Genomic DNA, 15,282 nt, shown 5'->3' on the forward strand with positions numbered 1-15,282 from the left:
CCGGCGCTCACAGCGCGCGGCGCAGCGCCTCGCGAACCGGGGCGGTGTCGGGGCGCTTGCCGCGCCACTGGAAGAACGACTCGGCGGCCTGCTCCACCAGCATGCCCAGGCCGTCGAGGGGGCGGGCGCCGCGCTCGGAGGCCCAGCGCAGGAACACCGTGGGCGCAGCGCCGTACATCATGTCGTGGGCCGTCGCCCCGGGGGCGAAGAGCGCGTCGGGCAGCGGCGGCAGGTCGCCGGCGAGGCTCGCGCTGGTGCCGTTGATCACCAGATCGAAGCCCCCCCCCACCGTCTCGAAGCCGCCGCCGGCGATCGTGCCCAGGTCGCCGAAGTCGTCGGCCAGGGCCTCGGCCTTGGCCGCGGTGCGGTTGGCGATCCGCACGCTCGACGGCGCCTCCGCCAGCAGCGGCTCCAGCACGCCGCGCACCGCGCCGCCGGCGCCCAGCACCAGGATCCGCGCTCCGGCAAGCCTCACCTCGTGACGCTTGAGATCGCGCACCAGGCCGACGCCGTCGGTGGTGTCGCCATAGACCTTGAAATCATCGCTCAGGCCGTTGCCACCCAGGATCAGGGTATTCACCGCGCCGGCGCGGCGGGCGCGCTCGCTCAGGGTATCGCAGAGGGCGAACGCCGCCTCCTTGAAGGGCACGGTGACGTTGGCCCCGCGCCCGCCCTCGGCCACGAAGGCACGCCAAGCGCCGGCGAAGTCGTCCAGGGGCGCCTCGATGGCGGTGTACGCCAGGCGCTCGCCGGTCTGCTCGGCGAAGGCCTGGTGGATGGCCGGCGACTTCGAGTGGCCGATCGGGTGGCCGAACACGCAGTAGCGATCGATCATGCTTCGTCCTCCCTGGCCGCCTCGCCCAGCCAATCCCGAGGCTTGAGGTAATCGTCGAGTGCCGCCTCGGGGCTGCCCGGCTCGGGCTTCCAGTCGTAGATCCAGCGCGCCAGGGGCGGCATCGACATCAGGATCGACTCGGTGCGACCGCCGCTCTGCAGGCCGAACAGCGTGCCGCGGTCCCACACCAGGTTGAACTCCACGTAGCGGCCCCGCCGGTAGAGCTGGAAGTCCCGCTCGCGCTCGCCGAAGGGCGTGTCGCGACGACGACGCACGATGGGCAGGTAGGCCTCCAGGAAGCTGTCGCCCACCGCGCGCTGGAAGGCGAAGCTCGCCTCGAAGCCCTCCTCGTTGAGGTCGTCGAAGAAGAGCCCGCCGACCCCGCGCGTCTCGTCGCGATGCTTGAGGGTGAAGTAGTCGTCGCACCATGCCTTGTAGCGCGGATAGACCGCCTCGCCGAAGGGCGCACAGGCGTCGCGAGCCACCCGGTGCCAGTGCACCACGTCCTCGAACACCGGATAGTAGGGGGTCAGGTCGTAGCCGCCGCCGAACCACCACACCGGCGCCTCGCCTTCCTTCTCGGCGATCAAGAAGCGCACGTTACCGTGGCTGGTCGGCACATGAGGGTTCTCCGGGTGCAGCACCCAGGAGACCCCCACCGCGTGGAAGCTGCGCCCGGCGAGCTCGGGACGCGCCGCGGTGGCCGAGGGTGGCAGGCGTGCGCCGAACACGTGGGAAAAGTTGACGCCGCCCTTCTCGAAGAGCCGGCCCTGCTCGATCACCCGGGAGCGACCGCCGCCGCCCTCCTCGCGCTGCCAGCTATCCTCGTGAAAGTCGCCGCCGTCCTCGGCGGCCAGGGCCGTGCAGAGGCGGTCCTGCAGGTCGAGCAGGTAGGTCTTGACGTCATCGAGATTGGCGTGGGCCACCGGTGCCTCCAGGGGAAAATCGGGGTGATTCAGGAACGCAGGACCCGGCCGGTCGCCAGGTCGCGGATGGTGCTGGGACGCTCGAGCCCGCCGAGTGCGCCCTCGAGGACGGCGTCGAGCTCGCCGCCGAAGACGCGGCGGATTTCGTCGGCGCTCATTGCCGGCGGCTCGCCGGCGCGGTTGGCCGAGGTCGAGACCACCGGGCCGCCGACGGCCTCGCACAGGGCGATGACCCACGGATGGTCGCTGACGCGCAGCGCCACGCGATCGTGGTCGCCGCGCACCAGGGCATGGGCGCGGCCGTTGTCGGGCACCAGCCAGGTCGTGGGGCCCGGCCAGCTCGCTTCCAGCGGCGCGCGCTGTGCCGCCGTGAGTCTCTCGAGCCAGGGCGCGAACTGGGCGATGCTCGCGGCCACCAGGATCACGCCCTTGGCCGGGTCGCGCGCCTTGAGGCGCAGCAGGCGCGAAAGCGCCGCCTCGTTGTCGGGGTCGCAGCCGAGGCCCCAGACGGCTTCGGTGGGGTAGGCGATCACGCCGCCGGCCCGCAGGGCGGCGACGGCATCGGCAAGCGCGCTGGCCTCGTTCATGGGTCTCCTCGCCTCGGCTTTCGATGCCGCGAGGCGGCATCCGGGGAGGCGTATGCTATCACGCTCCCGGGCGAGTCGGCAGGCGCACCCAGCCGCCGGCGGCCTGGGTCGCGGCACCCTCGAGCTCGAGTTCCAGCAGGCCGCGCTGGCAGTCGGAGACGCCGCGGCCGGTCAGCGACACCAGAACATCCACCGGGGTGGGCGTGTCGCTCAGCCAGCGCAGCAGCGAGTCTTCCCGGGCCTCGATCGGATCGGGGGTCGCGGCGGGTGCGACGGCAGTCGCCGCGGACCACTGGCTCAGCTCGGCGAGGATGTCGTCGACCTGTCGCACCAGCACGGCGCCATCGCGAATCAGCTGCAGGCAGCCGCGCGCCATGGGGTTGTGGATGGAACCGGGCAGGGCGAAGACCTCGCGGTTCTGCTCGAGGGCCAGGCGGGCGCTGACCAGCGAGCCGCTCTTCTCGGCGGCCTCGACCACCAGCACCCCGAGCGAGAGGCCAGTGACGATGCGATTGCGCCGCGGGAAGAAGCCGGCCCGCGCGCGAGTGCCGGGGGGATGCTCGGAGAGCAGCAGCCCGCCCGTCTCCTGCAGCCGCCGATGCAGGCGGTGATGACGCGGCGGATAGACCACGTCGACGCCGCAGCCAAGCACCGCGACGCTGGTGCCGCCGGCCTCCAGAGCGGCCTCTTGGGCGGCGGCATCGATGCCCAGCGCCATACCGCTGACCACGCACCAGCCGCGCCCGGCGAATTCCCTGGCGAAGCCGGCGGCGTTGGTGAGCCCCTCGCGGGTGGAACGCCTCGAGCCGACCATGGCGAGCCGCGGCGGCGCGAGCGCGGCGAGATCGCCCATCGCCCAGAGTACCGGCGGCGGATCGGCGATCTGATCGAGCAGTCGCGGCCAGCGGGGATGCCCCGGATGGAGCAGGTGACGGGCGGGCCCGGCGGCGAGCCAGGCCTCCTCGGCGTCGAGCTCGGCGGTGAGGGGGCTGCGCGCGGGATGATCGAGCCACAGCCGCAGGGCCGTGGCGGCCTCCCGGGGCAGCGCGGCGAGAACGCCCGCCGGCCAGTCGGGGCGCGCCGCCAGAAGCTCGCCGAGCCGTCGAGATCCGACGCCGGGCAACCGGGCCAGGGCACGCCACTCGCGAGACTGCATCGTATCTGCCTTCACGATGTCAGAGGCTGTTCTAGGGTTGGCCCCTAGCGCAGCGCCGTGTCCGGTTGGCGCTGGGGGCTGTGGATGCGATCGCCCACCGAGAGGGGGCGGCTGGCCTCCATCACCAGGCCGTAGCTCATCTTTTCATAGGGTCGGAAGACCATCACCAGGCCGGCCTCCTCGCCGGGCAGGCGCAGCGGCTCGCCGGTGCGCGGATCGTCGACCAGCTCGCCGCGCTGTTCGACCCTCAGCACGTGCCCCGTTTCCAGGCCGTCGCGGCGGCCGCGATCGAGCGCCACCACCTGCAGCGGCCCGATGAAGCGCACGCCGCCCGGCACCGCCAGGAGGTGGCCGTCAATCTCGCGGTCGGGCGCCCGGGGCAGGAACTCGGTCACCAGGCGGCGATCCTCAAGGGGCAGTGCGATATCGTCATCGCGGATCTCCTGGCGGGAAGCGGTCACCTCCATCACCACGATGTCGTCCTCCTGGCGCAGCCGACGCGCCTCGCCGACGCTCTCGAGTTCGAGGCCAAGCGACTCGCCGGTAGCGCTGTCGACGTAGCGCTCGCCGACTCGATAGAGGCCGACGAGGCCACCACCTTCGACACGCCCGCGGGCGTAGAGGCGATCGCCGCGGCCGCTGACCAGCCGGCCGTCGTCACCGGCGACCACGTAGGCCAGCTCGTCCAGCGATTCGGGATCCTCGATCACGCGATGATCGCGCAGGAAGTGGCGCACGGCGTCCAGCGGAATCGGCTCGATGGCCTCACGATGCGGCGCGGTGCGCACCTTCGGCGACAGCCGCACCACGCCCTGACCGCGCTCCAGGCCAAGACAGGCCCGACCATTGCAGTCGTAGAGGTAAACGACATCGCCGGGGTAGATCAGGTGGGGATTTTCGATCTGCGGATTGACCTGCCAGACCGACGGCCACTGCCACGGCTGGCGCAGGAAGCGACCGGAGATGTCCCACAGGGTATCGCCCTGCACCACGGTGTAGCGATCCGGAGCATCGCCCCTCAGGCCGTTGTCCCAGGAGAGCCCCTGGGCATGGACCAGGGGAAGGCCGAACATCCCGGCCATCAAGGCAGCACCAAGCCCCACCTTGATTCGCCGAGACCAGCGCTTCGCACGTCCTGTGTGTTTCATCCCTGCTCTCCCCGGGTGGCTGCCCCGCGCCGGTCATCCATGGAACGTTGGCGACGTGATATAGTCAGAGGCTTTCGATGCGATGCACGTTCAACGGTTTCGCCGTTGATCGCGCGCACCTAGAATAGCGTCATCCTGTAAATGACAGCATAACGGTGATTCCAACGCCATGGCCAAATTACCCATCCTCGAATTTCCCGACGAGCGGCTGCGCACCGTAGCCACGCCGGTCGAGACGGTCGACGACGAGGTGCGCCGGCTTGTCGATGACATGCTAGAGACCATGTACGACGCCAGTGGCATCGGTCTCGCCGCGACCCAGGTGGACGTCCATCGCCGGGTCATCGTCATGGACGTCAGCGACGACCGCTCGAGCCCGCTGGTGCTCATCAACCCCGAATACACGCCCATCGGCGACGAGCGCGACCCGATGCAAGAGGGGTGTCTGTCGATACCCGAGTACTACGCCGAGGTCCCGCGCGCCCTTAAGGTGCACCTGAAGGCCCTGGACCGCGACGGCAAGCCCTATGAACTCGAGGCCGAGGGGCTGCTCGCCCACTGCATCCAGCACGAGTTCGATCACCTGGAAGGCATACTGTTCGTCGACTACCTCTCGCCGCTCAAGCGGGACAGGGTGATGAAGAAGATGCAGAAGCGCCATAGGCAGATGCAGCCGGCCTGACGTTCGGTTGCGCCCAGCGGCGCCGCCCTGCTCGCTTCTACAGCCCTCGAAGGCCGACGTTTTCACGTCGGCCTTCGTCGTTTCCGGCCGCCTCCGTTATCATGAGCACCATCGCCCACTGGCAAGGCCCTCAACATGTCCCGACCCCTGCGCGTCATCTTCGCCGGCACTCCCGACTTCGCCGCCGAGAGCCTGTCGGCGCTGCTGGCGAGCCGCCATGACGTCATCGCCGTCTATACCCAGCCAGACCGCCCGGCGGGCCGCGGCCGCAAGCTGACCCCGAGCCCCGTCAAGGCGCTGGCGCTGCGCCATGATCTGCCGGTCCATCAGCCCGCGAGCCTGAAGCCTCCCGAGGTTCAGGCGGAACTGGCGGCCCTCGAGGCCGATATCATGGTGGTGGTGGCCTACGGCCTCATCCTGCCCCAGGCCGTACTCGATATCCCCCCGCGCGGCTGTCTCAACGTGCACGCCTCTCTGCTGCCGCGCTGGCGCGGGGCCGCGCCTATCCAGCGGGCCATCGAAGCCGGCGATGACGAGAGCGGCGTGACCATCATGCAGATGGACGCGGGCCTGGATACCGGCGACATGCTGCTGATCAAGCGCACGCCGATCACCGCCACCACCACCGGCGGCGAGCTCCACGACACCCTGGCGAGCCTGGGCGGCGAGGCTCTGATCGAGACCCTGGAGGCGCTGGCCGGCGAGGGACTCGCCGCCACGCCCCAGCCCGCGGGGGGCGTCACCTACGCCGCCAAGCTCTCCAAGCCCGAGGCGGAGCTCGACTTTCACCGCCCGGCCGGGGAGCTGGCCGCGCGGATCCGCGCCTTCAATCCCTGGCCGGTGGCCTGGTGCGCGCTGGGCGAGGAGCGCCTGCGCCTGCTGATGGCCCACGGCGAACCCGCGGCGCCGGACGGGGCAGCGAGTCGCCCCGGCACCCTGCTGTCGCCGTCGGCCGAGACCCTGCGCATCGCCTGCGGCGAGTCCGGCGACCAGGTGCTGGCGGTGAGCCGCGCCCAGCTCCCCGGCGGCAAGGCCATGGCGGTGCGCGAGCTGCTCAAGGCCCGCGCCGAGCGATTTACCCCCGGCACCCGCCTGGGACACCACGACGAGGAGAGCCCGGCATGAGCCAGAAGACCCAAGCCCGCGGCGCCAAGACGGGCGATAACGGCCTGGCCGTCCGCGCCGCCGCCGCCCGCGCCCTCGCCCCGGTGATCGCCGGCAAGGGCTCACTCGCTGGCCTCGACGACCATCAGGTGGTCGCCCGGGACCGCGCCCTGTTCAAGGCGCTGTGCTACGGCGCCTGCCGCGCCCTGCCGCGGCTCGAGGCGCTGGCCAACACGCTGCTGGCCAAGCCGTTCAAGGCCCGCGACGCCGATGTCCAGGCGCTGCTGCTGCTCGGCATCTACCAGCAGCTCTACCTGCGCATTCCGGCCCATGCCGCCGTGGGCGAGACCGCCGGCGCCGCGCGCCTGCTCGGCAAGGAGTGGGCCACCCGGGTGCTCAACGGCTGCCTGCGCCGCCTGCAGCGCGAGAGCGCCGAGCTCCAGGCCGAGGTGGACCGCGACCCGGCGGTGGCCCTGCTGCACCCCAAGTGGTGGCTCAAGACTCTGCGCCAGGCCTGGCCGGACGACTGGCAGGCCATCTGCGAGGCCAACAACCTGGCCGGCCCCATGACGCTGCGCGTCAACCGCCGCCACGGCGACCGTGAGATGTACCTGGACCGTCTCGACAGTGCCGGCCTCCAGGCGCGCCTCTGCCTGCACGCCCCGGACGGTCTGACGCTGGAGACGCCGTGCGATGTCGAGACGCTCCCCGGCTTCGCCGAGGGCCACGTCAGCATTCAGGACGAGGCGGCTCAACTGGCCGCCGTGCTGCTCGGCCCGTCGCTCGCCCCGCGCCCCGGCGCCCGCGTGCTTGACGCCTGCTGCGCCCCGGGCGGCAAGACCGCCCACCTGCTGGAGCTCTTCGATCTCGACCTGCAGGCCGTAGACAGCGACGACGTGCGCCTGGCCAGGGTCGAGGACACCCTTTCCCGGCTGGGGCTCGAAGCGACCCTGGCCGCCGGCGACGCCACCCTGCGCGACTGGTGGGACGGCACGCCCTTCGACGCCATCCTGCTCGACGCGCCCTGCTCCGGCAGCGGCGTGATCCGCCGCCACCCGGACATCAAGCGGCTGCGTCGCCCCTCGGACATCACCAAGCTGGCCGAGCTGCAGGCCCGCCTGCTCGACAACCTCTGGCCGCTGCTGGCACCGGGCGGCACCCTGCTCTATGCCACCTGCTCGGTACTGCCCGCGGAGAACGCCGAGCAGATCGACGCCTTTTTGGCGCGCACCCCCGATGCCGAGGTCACCATGCCGGCCGACCTGGGTTGGGGCCGCGCCGCGGGCGCCGGCCGCCAGCTGCTGCCCGAGCCCGACAGTCATGACGGGTTCTTCTATGCCAGACTGGGGAAGCGTCCCGCCTGATCGCGGGGCGCCCGACTCACCAGACAGGAGGTTGCATGAGCCACCATACCTATAAGCATATCGAGCTGACGGGGTCCTCGGAGAAGGACATCGAGAGCGCCGTCCAGAACGCCCTGACCAAGGCAGCAGAGAGCCTGCACGGCATGCGCTGGTTCGAGGTCACGGAGACCCGCGGCCACATCGAGCAGGCGCGGGTCGCCCACTGGCAGGTCACCATCAAGGTCGGCTTCACCCTGGACTGAAGCCGGTGCGGCCTGTTCTTCTGCCGACGGCTGATTTAGGCTTGCCTCGGTATGCTGCGGCGCACACGGTGCGCCGCTTTCGATCCCCCGGGTCTGACCAGAGCGGATAGCACATCGATGAAGATCATCATTCTGGGCGCCGGCCAAGTCGGCGGCACCCTGGCCGAACATCTGGCCCGGGAAGAGAACGACATCACGGTGGTGGACACCGACGGTGAACGCCTGCGCGAGCTGCATACCCGGCTCGACATCCGCACGGTGTCCGGCGCCGGTTCCTACCCGATGGTGCTGCGCCAGGCCGGCGGCGAGGACGCCGACATGCTGATCGCGGTGACCAACTCCGACGAGGTCAACATGATCGCCTGCCAGGTGGCGCACACGCTGTTTCGCACCCCCACCAAGATCGCCCGGGTGCGCGCCACCGCCTACCTCACCCGCAAGGGGCTGTTTGCCCACGATGCGGTACCGATCGACGTGCTGATCAGTCCCGAGCAGGTGGTCACCGACCATATCCGCCGGCTGATCGAGCACCCCGGCGCCCTGCAGGTGCTGGAGTTCGCCAGCGGCCTGGTGCAGCTGGTGGCGGTCAAGGCCTTCTACGGCGGCCCGCTGGTCGGCCAGGAGCTGGGCTTCCTGCGCCGCCACATGCCTAGCGTCGATACTCGAGTGGCGGCCATCTACCGGCGCAACCGGCCGATCATCCCCCGCGGCGACACCGTGATCGAGGCCGACGACGAGGTCTTCTTCATCGCCGCCCGCCGCGACATCCGCGCGGTGATGAGCGAACTGCGCCGCCTCGACCGCGACTTCCGCCGGGTGATGATCGCCGGCGGCGGCAACATCGGCGAGCGCCTCGCCGAACACCTGGAGCACAGCCACCAGGTCAAGATCATCGAGCACGACCTCAATCGCTGCACCCAGCTCTCCGAACGCCTCGACCGCACCGTGGTGCTGCACGGCAGCGCCACCGCCAAGCGGCTGCTCGAGGAGGAGAACATCGAGGACTGCGACATCTTCTGCGCCCTGACCAACGACGACGAGGTCAACATCATGTCGTCGATGCTGGCCAAGCGCATGGGCGCCAAGAAGGTGCTGACGCTGATCAACAACGCGGCCTACGTGGACCTGGTGCAGGGCGGCGAGATCGATATCGCCATCTCCCCCCAGCAGGCCACCATCGGCAGCCTGCTGACCCACGTGCGCCGCGGCGACATCGTCAACGTCCACTCGCTGCGCCGCGGCGCCGCCGAGGCCATCGAGGCGATCGCCCACGGCGACACCCAGTCATCGAAGGTGGTGGGCCGCGCCATCGGCGAGATCGACCTGCCCCAGGGCACCACCATCGGTGCGGTGGTGCGCGGCAAGGAGGTGCTGATCGCCCACGACGACGTAGTGGTCCAGTCCGGCGACCACGTCATCCTGTTCGTGATCGACAAGCGTCGGCTGCGCGACGTCGAGCGGCTCTTCCAGGTCGGGCTGACGTTCTTCTGATGGCCCGTCTCGACCCCCCCGGCGACCCGAGGAGAGCCGCCCGATGAGCCTGCGCATGATCCTGCGCATCCTGGGCCTGCTGCTGATGATGTTCAGCCTGACCATGGTGCCGCCCATCCTGATCTCGCTGCTGTACCAGGACGGCATGTGGCAGGCCTTCGCGGTGGCCATTGGCATCACCGTAGCCACCGGGGCGGTGATGTACCTGCCCAATCGCCATGCCCTCAAGGAGCTGCGCACCCGCGACGGCTTCTTGATCGCGGCGCTGTTCTGGAGCGTGCTGGGACTGTTCGGCTCGCTGCCACTGATGCTTACCGGCGACACGGCCCTGTCGCCCACCGATGCGGTGTTCGAGTCCTTCTCGGGGCTGACCACCACCGGCGCCACGGTGATCACCGGCATCGAGTTCCTGCCCAAGGCGGTGCTCTACTATCGACAGCAGTTGCAGTGGCTGGGCGGCATGGGGATCGTGGTGCTGGCCGTGGCCATCCTGCCGACCCTGGGGGTCGGCGGCATGGCGCTCTATCGCTCCGAGATCCCGGGGCCGCTCAAGGACTCCAAGCTCACGCCGCGCATCACCGAGACCGCCAAGGCGCTGTGGTACATCTACGCCTCCCTGACCGTCGCCTGCATGCTCGCCTACATGGCCGCCGGCATGGACTGGTTCGACGCCCTGGGACACAGCTTCTCCACCGTGGCGATCGGCGGCTTCTCGACCTACGACGCCAGCATCGGCTACTTCGACAGCGCCGCCATCGAGATGATCTGCACCGGTTTCCTGCTGATCTCGGCCTTCAGCTACAGCCTGCACTTTCTGGCCTGGCGCCAGCGCAGCCTGACCCACTACTTTCAGGATCCCGAGGCGCGCTTTTTGATGCTCTTCCTGAGCGGCCTGACGATCATCACCGCGGTGTCACTGTGGCTGACCGACATCTACTCCACCGCCCAGGGGCTGCGCCACGCGGTGTTCGAGGTGGTCTCGGTGGCCACCACGGCCGGCTTCGCGGTGGCGGACTTCTCCACCTGGCCGGGCGCCCTGCCCTTCCTGCTGTTCGTCGCGGCCTTCGTCGGCGGCTGCTCCGGCTCCACTGGCGGCGGCATGAAGGTGATCCGTATCATCCTGATCCTCAAGCAGGGCATGCGCGAGGTGATGCGCCTGATCCACCCCAATGCGGTGATCACGGTGAAGATCGGCAAGGTCAGCGTGCCCGACGGCATCGCCCAGGCGGTGTGGGGCTTCTTCTCCGCCTACGTGATGCTGTTCTTCCTGATGCTGGTGGGGGTGATGGCCACCGGGGTGGACCAGGTCACCGCCTGGTCCACCGTGGGCTCGGCGCTCAACAACCTCGGCCCGGCGCTGGGCGAGGCCAGCGCGCACTACGGCGACCTGCCGATGCTGGCCAAGTGGATCCTGGTGGTGGCGATGCTGCTGGGCCGCCTGGAGATCTTCACCGTGCTGGTGCTCTTCACCCCGGCCTTCTGGCGCAAGTAGGCCACATCCTGCACCAGAACTATGACGTTGGAACGGTCGAGGGGCGCCGGGGGCAGGTCGAAGAGGGGGTCCTTTGCCATGGATGGCAAAGGTAGCGCCCAGGGAGGGGTTCACAGCGCCCCCTCGAAGACCTGTCGACGAGGCAGCCCCGAGCACTACCGCTATCTGCAATAGCTCAGACATCGTGCAGGCGTCGCGGCGGGTTTGGCCTGCCTCGGCGCTTCGTGGATAATCGAGCCTCCACTCCCACAGCCCGAGCGTCCATGACCGACTCCCAGGACTCCGTGATCACTCCCCCGCAGGACGCGACCACCAGCGGCCCGCGCCAGGACCTCGTGGTGGGCGAGACCCGCTACACCCTGCTGGGCACCGCCCACGTCTCCGCCGAGAGCGCCGCGGACGTGCGCGCGCTGATCCGCTCCGGCGAGTTCGATGCCGTGGCCATCGAGCTGTGCGACTCGCGCCATCACAGCCTGACCAACCCCGACGCCCTGGGCGAGCAGGACCTGTTCCAGATCTTTCGCCAGGGCAAGGCCGGCATGGTCGCCGCCAGCCTGGCACTGGGCGCCTTCCAGCAGCGCGTTGCCGAGCAGTCGGGGATCGAGCCGGGCGCCGAGATGCGCGCCGCCCTGGAGGAGAGCCTCGACGCCGACCTGCCGCTGCTGCTGATCGACCGCGACGTGGGCATCACCCTCAAGCGCATCTATCACAACGTGCCCTGGTGGCAGCGCTTCTCGCTGTTCTCGGGGCTGCTCGGCAGCGTGCTGTCGCGCCAGCAGGTCTCCGCCGAGGAGATCGAGCGGCTCAAGGAGGGCGACGTCCTGGAGTCCACCTTCAGCGAGTTCGCCGCCGAATCGGCCTCGCTCTACGAGCCGCTGATCAGCGAGCGCGACCGCTACATGGTGCTGCGCCTGGCGGAGGACGCCGCGCCCGGCCGCTACCGAAGCGTGCTGGTGGTGGTCGGTGCCGGCCACATGAAGGGCATGGCCGAACACCTGGAACAGCCGCTGCCCGAGGCGCCGTATCCGGAGCGCGAGGCCCTGGAGGCCACGCCGCCGCCGTCGAAGGTCTGGAAGGCGCTGCCCTGGGCAATCACCGCGCTGGTGCTGACCGGCTTCGCCATCGGCTTCTCGCGCAACACCGAGCTCGGCTGGCAGCTGGTGGTGGAGTGGTTCCTGATCAACGGCATGCTCTCCGGCGCCGCCACCCTGGTCGCCCTGGCGCATCCGCTCACGGTCGCCGCCACCTTCGTCGCCGCCCCGCTGACCTCGCTCAACCCCACCGTCGGCGCCGGCTTCGTGGCTGCCGGCGTCGAGCTGTGGCTGCGCAAGCCCAAAGTGCGCGACTTCTCGACCCTGCGTCACGACGTCACCGAGCTCAAGGGCTGGTGGCGCAACCGGGTGTCACGCACCCTGCTGGTATTCCTCACCGCCACCCTCGGCTCCGCCGCCGGCACCTGGATCGCCGGCTTTCGCATCGCCGGCAAGCTGTTCGGCGGCTGATTCCGCCGCCAGACGGCGGACGGGAAGGCGCCCGTCATCGCGACTCAGGCGATGGCGGATCGCCTGATGAGACACGGCGAGCCCGTGCATGACATGAGAAGCAGCAGAACGCCCCGTCGCAGGCTCCTAGCGAGCGGCTCGCTCCAGCAGTCGCCGCATCGCTGGCGTGGGTGCCTCGAGCTTGTGGTGGCGCCGGCTGGCGGCGTAGCTGTCGTTGAAGGCGTCGAAGGTGTCGTCGAGCACCTCGGCCGCTTCACGATCGCCTGACTGGCGCAGCAGCTCGATGGCCACCTCGGCGGTGCACAGGTGGGCCGCCGAGGCCGGCTTGCGCAGCCGATAGCGAGTCAGCCGCTCGGTGGCCAGCGGCAGCACCGGCAGCCGCTCGAGATAGGGGCTCTTGCGGAAGATGCGCCGCGCCTGGCGCCAGGTGCCGTCGAGGATGATGAAGACCGGCACCCGGCCCGACTGCTTGCCGGCCGCGACGCGCTCCATGCCCACCACGCGGTCGGCATAGTCGGGCTGGTCGTCGGGGAAGATCACGAAGGGATCGAAGCGCTCGTCATCGAGCAGCGCCAGCAGCCGCGCGTCCGGCGCCGTGCGATACCAGGTGAAGACTTCGGTATCGCTCAGCACGTCAGCGATCAGCCGGCCGGTGTTGGTCGGCTTGTGGTGCTCCAGCGGATGGGTCAACAGCCACACCTTCGCCTCGCTCTCGGCGCTGACCCGATAGGGACACAGGCAGTTAAGCGCCGGCAGGTGGCAGCCCTCGCAGCGCGTCACGAAGCTGCCGCGGGCCTTGAACTCGCGCCGCGGCGGCCGCGGATGACCGGTAGCGGGGTCGCGCTCGATGACGGCGTCATTGAAGGTGTCGTCCTGCATGCTGGCGTGATCCCGGCGGCGAAGGGGGCGGCATTCTAGCATGCCGCCCGCATCATGCCTCGCCCAGCAGCGCCTCCGGCAGCCACAGGCGCCGCTCGCGCTTCCAGTGGCGCACCAGGGCGGGCACGCCCTTGCCGGCGGGCTGCTCGAGCCCCGCCGTGCCGGGCGGCGCCAGGGCACTGGCCTCGGGGTCGACCAGCACGCAGGGCGCATCCAGGGGAGTATGCTCGAGCAGTGCCGCGGCCGGCATCACCGCAAGCGAGGTGCCCACCACCAGCAGCAGGTCGGCCCGGGCCACGGTCTCGCAGGCATCAGCGAAATGCGGCACGCCCTCGCCGAACCACACCACGTCGGGGCGCAGCTGGCTTCCCTTGTCGCAGAGATCGCCGAGGCGGATACCGCCGCGGGGCAGCGGGTAGTGCATGCGTGCATCCACCGTGGAACGCGCCTTGAGGATCTCGCCGTGCAGGTGCAGCACCCGGCGCGAGCCGGCGCGCTCGTGCAGGTCGTCGATGTTCTGGGTGATGATGCTGACCGCGAAGCCCTGCTTCTCGAGGCTCGCCAGCGCCTTGTGGGCGGCATTGGGACGGGCCCGGCGCACCTGGTCGCGGCGTTGGTCGTAGAAGCGCAGCACCCGCTCGGGATCGCGCCGCCAGCCTTCGGGGGTGGCGACCTCCTCGACCGGATGGTCGGCCCACAGGCCGTCGCTGGCGCGGAAGGTCTGGATACCGCTCTCGGCACTGATCCCCGCCCCGGTGAACACCACCAGATGCGGCGCTCGCTGCTCGACCATTCACCACCTCTCGCCGCTTGGGCGCCAGCGACTCACTCTCCATCGCCAGCGACCCTCAATATTCAAGACTTGCCACCGCCCGAAACTACCACTCCGAGCCCCGGTGCGACCAGAAGGTCACCGCCCTGCCGGCGGCTCCATCAACCGGATCACAGGCGCTCGAGATCCCGGCAACGACACCTCCCGTCCCACCCGTTGGCAAGGCTGGCATCCTTGTCGGCAAGACGGCACGGTCAGGCGCCATGGTAGCCATCTTCCTCGGGTTCCTCGTGGTCCCCCTTGGGCAGCTCAGCGGCCCAGGCCATGGCCTCGGCGTGCTCGCGCCTGGAAAAGGTGCGGATCTCCACAGCCTTGAACAGCCGCTCCTCCAGATGGGCGAGGTGCTTGATCCACTGCTGGTCGGTGACGACGGCGGCCCGGTGGTAATGCTCGAGATCGCCAAGCTGGGTCAGGCCGTAGCCGACATCCTTCAGCAGGGCGGTCAGGGTCATCCAGCGAAGCCCGTCGATCTCGACCACCATGCTGACCCGGGAATGGGCCTGCTTGGCACCTTCGATGGCATCGATGGCGGGCTGCAACTCCTGGGCCGTGACGACGCCACTCGCCTTCATCGCCACGACATGCTCCGCAGGGTGGGAAATGAGGTCCAGCATGGGCGCTCTCCTTGGCGTTGATTGAGTGTTAAAGCAGGCTCGGTGACTTTCAGCATAGCGTGGCTCGGCTCGGCCTGGAGCTGACTAGCCCGGAAATTGCACCAGACATGAAAAAGGCGGCTGAAAATCGGTTATAATTCAAGAGCCTAACCAAGAATCAACCGCATCAGCCGCCATGACAAAATGTACCACGCCGACTGCCTCCTTTCCACGCTGTAAAGGCCGCCAGGTCACCGCCGGTTTCGACGGGGGCGAGATCACCTCCGATGGCGGTGTCCTGCTGCTTCGCCAGCTGGATCGCGAGATGGGGCTGACCCGTACCATCGCGCGCCGCCTCGATGATGCTCGGGCCACTCGCCGTTGCCAGCACCGCGCCGAGACCATGCTCCGGCAGCGCGTCTTTGGTCTGGCGCTGGGCTACGAGGACC

Annotated in this window: 16 protein-coding genes; 8 read left to right on the forward strand and 8 right to left on the reverse strand. The window is 69.5% G+C overall.

Annotated features, from left to right (window positions below; translation table 11 throughout):
• Window positions 1-7: 7 nt before the first annotated feature.
• From aroE to BM388_RS11000, 5 genes are read right to left on the reverse strand one after another with little or no spacing between them, the layout of a single operon-like run.
• The gene (aroE, locus tag BM388_RS10980; RefSeq protein WP_089850081.1) at window positions 8-835 is read right to left on the reverse strand and encodes a shikimate dehydrogenase; all 828 of its coding nucleotides are present in this window, start codon (window positions 833-835) and stop codon (window positions 8-10) included.
• Window positions 832-1,761, reverse strand: a complete 930-nt coding sequence (gene hemF / locus BM388_RS10985; protein WP_089850083.1) for an oxygen-dependent coproporphyrinogen oxidase — start codon at window positions 1,759-1,761, stop codon at window positions 832-834. The genes aroE and hemF overlap by 4 nt, the downstream gene beginning before the upstream one ends.
• Window positions 1,762-1,790: 29 nt before the next feature.
• A complete protein-coding gene (gene tsaC / locus BM388_RS10990; protein WP_089850085.1) occupies window positions 1,791-2,348 on the reverse strand; it encodes an L-threonylcarbamoyladenylate synthase type 1 TsaC in 558 nt (185 codons plus the stop codon).
• Window positions 2,349-2,406: 58 nt separating this feature from the next.
• On the reverse strand, window positions 2,407-3,504 hold the full coding sequence (gene dprA, locus BM388_RS10995) for a DNA-processing protein DprA (protein ID WP_089850088.1): 1,098 nt from the start codon (window positions 3,502-3,504) through the stop codon (window positions 2,407-2,409).
• 44 nt (window positions 3,505-3,548) lie between these two features.
• Window positions 3,549-4,652, reverse strand: a complete 1,104-nt coding sequence (locus tag BM388_RS11000; RefSeq protein WP_089850090.1) for a LysM peptidoglycan-binding domain-containing protein — start codon at window positions 4,650-4,652, stop codon at window positions 3,549-3,551.
• A gap of 169 nt (window positions 4,653-4,821) precedes the next feature.
• On the opposite strand from BM388_RS11000, the gene def reads away from it, so the two are divergent.
• The 7 genes from def (at window position 4,822) to BM388_RS11035 (ending at window position 12,529) form a co-directional block, all read left to right on the forward strand.
• A complete protein-coding gene (gene def, locus BM388_RS11005) occupies window positions 4,822-5,334 on the forward strand; it encodes a peptide deformylase (RefSeq protein ID WP_089850092.1) in 513 nt (170 codons plus the stop codon).
• A 135-nt stretch (window positions 5,335-5,469) separates the two neighbouring features.
• Window positions 5,470-6,459, forward strand: coding sequence for a methionyl-tRNA formyltransferase (gene fmt, locus BM388_RS11010; RefSeq protein ID WP_089850094.1), 990 nt, complete (start codon window positions 5,470-5,472; stop codon window positions 6,457-6,459).
• A complete protein-coding gene (gene rsmB, locus BM388_RS11015) occupies window positions 6,456-7,802 on the forward strand; it encodes a 16S rRNA (cytosine(967)-C(5))-methyltransferase RsmB (protein WP_089850096.1) in 1,347 nt (448 codons plus the stop codon). The genes fmt and rsmB overlap by 4 nt, the downstream gene beginning before the upstream one ends.
• 35 nt (window positions 7,803-7,837) lie before the next feature.
• Window positions 7,838-8,044, forward strand: coding sequence for a dodecin (locus tag BM388_RS11020; protein WP_089850098.1), 207 nt, complete (start codon window positions 7,838-7,840; stop codon window positions 8,042-8,044).
• Window positions 8,045-8,161: 117 nt separating this feature from the next.
• Complete coding sequence (trkA, locus tag BM388_RS11025) at window positions 8,162-9,535, forward strand: Trk system potassium transporter TrkA (protein ID WP_089850100.1); 1,374 nt, start codon at window positions 8,162-8,164, stop codon at window positions 9,533-9,535.
• Between the two features lie 43 nt (window positions 9,536-9,578).
• Entirely contained in the window at window positions 9,579-11,027 is a 1,449-nt protein-coding gene (locus BM388_RS11030) for a TrkH family potassium uptake protein (RefSeq protein WP_089850102.1), read from the forward strand.
• Window positions 11,028-11,290: 263 nt separating this feature from the next.
• Window positions 11,291-12,529, forward strand: coding sequence for a TraB/GumN family protein (locus tag BM388_RS11035; protein ID WP_089850103.1), 1,239 nt, complete (start codon window positions 11,291-11,293; stop codon window positions 12,527-12,529).
• A 126-nt stretch (window positions 12,530-12,655) separates the two neighbouring features.
• On the opposite strand, the gene BM388_RS11040 is transcribed toward BM388_RS11035, so the two are convergent.
• From BM388_RS11040 to BM388_RS11050, 3 genes are all read right to left on the reverse strand, one after another.
• Complete coding sequence (locus tag BM388_RS11040) at window positions 12,656-13,408, reverse strand: tRNA-uridine aminocarboxypropyltransferase (protein ID WP_089850105.1); 753 nt, start codon at window positions 13,406-13,408, stop codon at window positions 12,656-12,658.
• Window positions 13,409-13,460: 52 nt separating this feature from the next.
• Complete coding sequence (locus tag BM388_RS11045) at window positions 13,461-14,201, reverse strand: SIR2 family NAD-dependent protein deacylase (RefSeq protein ID WP_089850107.1); 741 nt, start codon at window positions 14,199-14,201, stop codon at window positions 13,461-13,463.
• Between the two features lie 233 nt (window positions 14,202-14,434).
• Window positions 14,435-14,854 (reverse strand): SpoIIAA family protein, encoded by a 420-nt coding sequence (locus tag BM388_RS11050; protein ID WP_089850109.1) that lies wholly within the window; start codon window positions 14,852-14,854, stop codon window positions 14,435-14,437.
• Window positions 14,855-15,029: 175 nt separating this feature from the next.
• Here BM388_RS11050 and BM388_RS11055 point away from each other — a divergent pair.
• On the forward strand, window positions 15,030-15,282 hold a 253-nt coding region (locus tag BM388_RS11055; protein ID WP_175535080.1), incomplete at its 3' end, for a transposase.

The organism is Halomonas saccharevitans (genome assembly GCF_900116405.1).
Taxonomy (GTDB): domain Bacteria; phylum Pseudomonadota; class Gammaproteobacteria; order Pseudomonadales; family Halomonadaceae; genus Halomonas; species Halomonas saccharevitans.

Coding starts and splice junctions, on each gene's coding strand:
- aroE (WP_089850081.1), bottom strand. CDS start 835: ATGATCGATCGCTACTGCGTGTTCGGCCACCCGATCGGCCACTCGAAG.
- tsaC (WP_089850085.1), bottom strand. CDS start 2,348: ATGAACGAGGCCAGCGCGCTTGCCGATGCCGTCGCCGCCCTGCGGGCC.
- dprA (WP_089850088.1), bottom strand. CDS start 3,504: ATGCAGTCTCGCGAGTGGCGTGCCCTGGCCCGGTTGCCCGGCGTCGGA.
- BM388_RS11000 (WP_089850090.1), bottom strand. CDS start 4,652: ATGAAACACACAGGACGTGCGAAGCGCTGGTCTCGGCGAATCAAGGTG.
- def (WP_089850092.1), top strand. CDS start 4,822: ATGGCCAAATTACCCATCCTCGAATTTCCCGACGAGCGGCTGCGCACC.
- fmt (WP_089850094.1), top strand. CDS start 5,470: ATGTCCCGACCCCTGCGCGTCATCTTCGCCGGCACTCCCGACTTCGCC.
- rsmB (WP_089850096.1), top strand. CDS start 6,456: ATGAGCCAGAAGACCCAAGCCCGCGGCGCCAAGACGGGCGATAACGGC.
- BM388_RS11020 (WP_089850098.1), top strand. CDS start 7,838: ATGAGCCACCATACCTATAAGCATATCGAGCTGACGGGGTCCTCGGAG.
- trkA (WP_089850100.1), top strand. CDS start 8,162: ATGAAGATCATCATTCTGGGCGCCGGCCAAGTCGGCGGCACCCTGGCC.
- BM388_RS11030 (WP_089850102.1), top strand. CDS start 9,579: ATGAGCCTGCGCATGATCCTGCGCATCCTGGGCCTGCTGCTGATGATG.
- BM388_RS11035 (WP_089850103.1), top strand. CDS start 11,291: ATGACCGACTCCCAGGACTCCGTGATCACTCCCCCGCAGGACGCGACC.
- BM388_RS11040 (WP_089850105.1), bottom strand. CDS start 13,408: ATGCAGGACGACACCTTCAATGACGCCGTCATCGAGCGCGACCCCGCT.
- BM388_RS11045 (WP_089850107.1), bottom strand. CDS start 14,201: ATGGTCGAGCAGCGAGCGCCGCATCTGGTGGTGTTCACCGGGGCGGGG.
- BM388_RS11050 (WP_089850109.1), bottom strand. CDS start 14,854: ATGCTGGACCTCATTTCCCACCCTGCGGAGCATGTCGTGGCGATGAAG.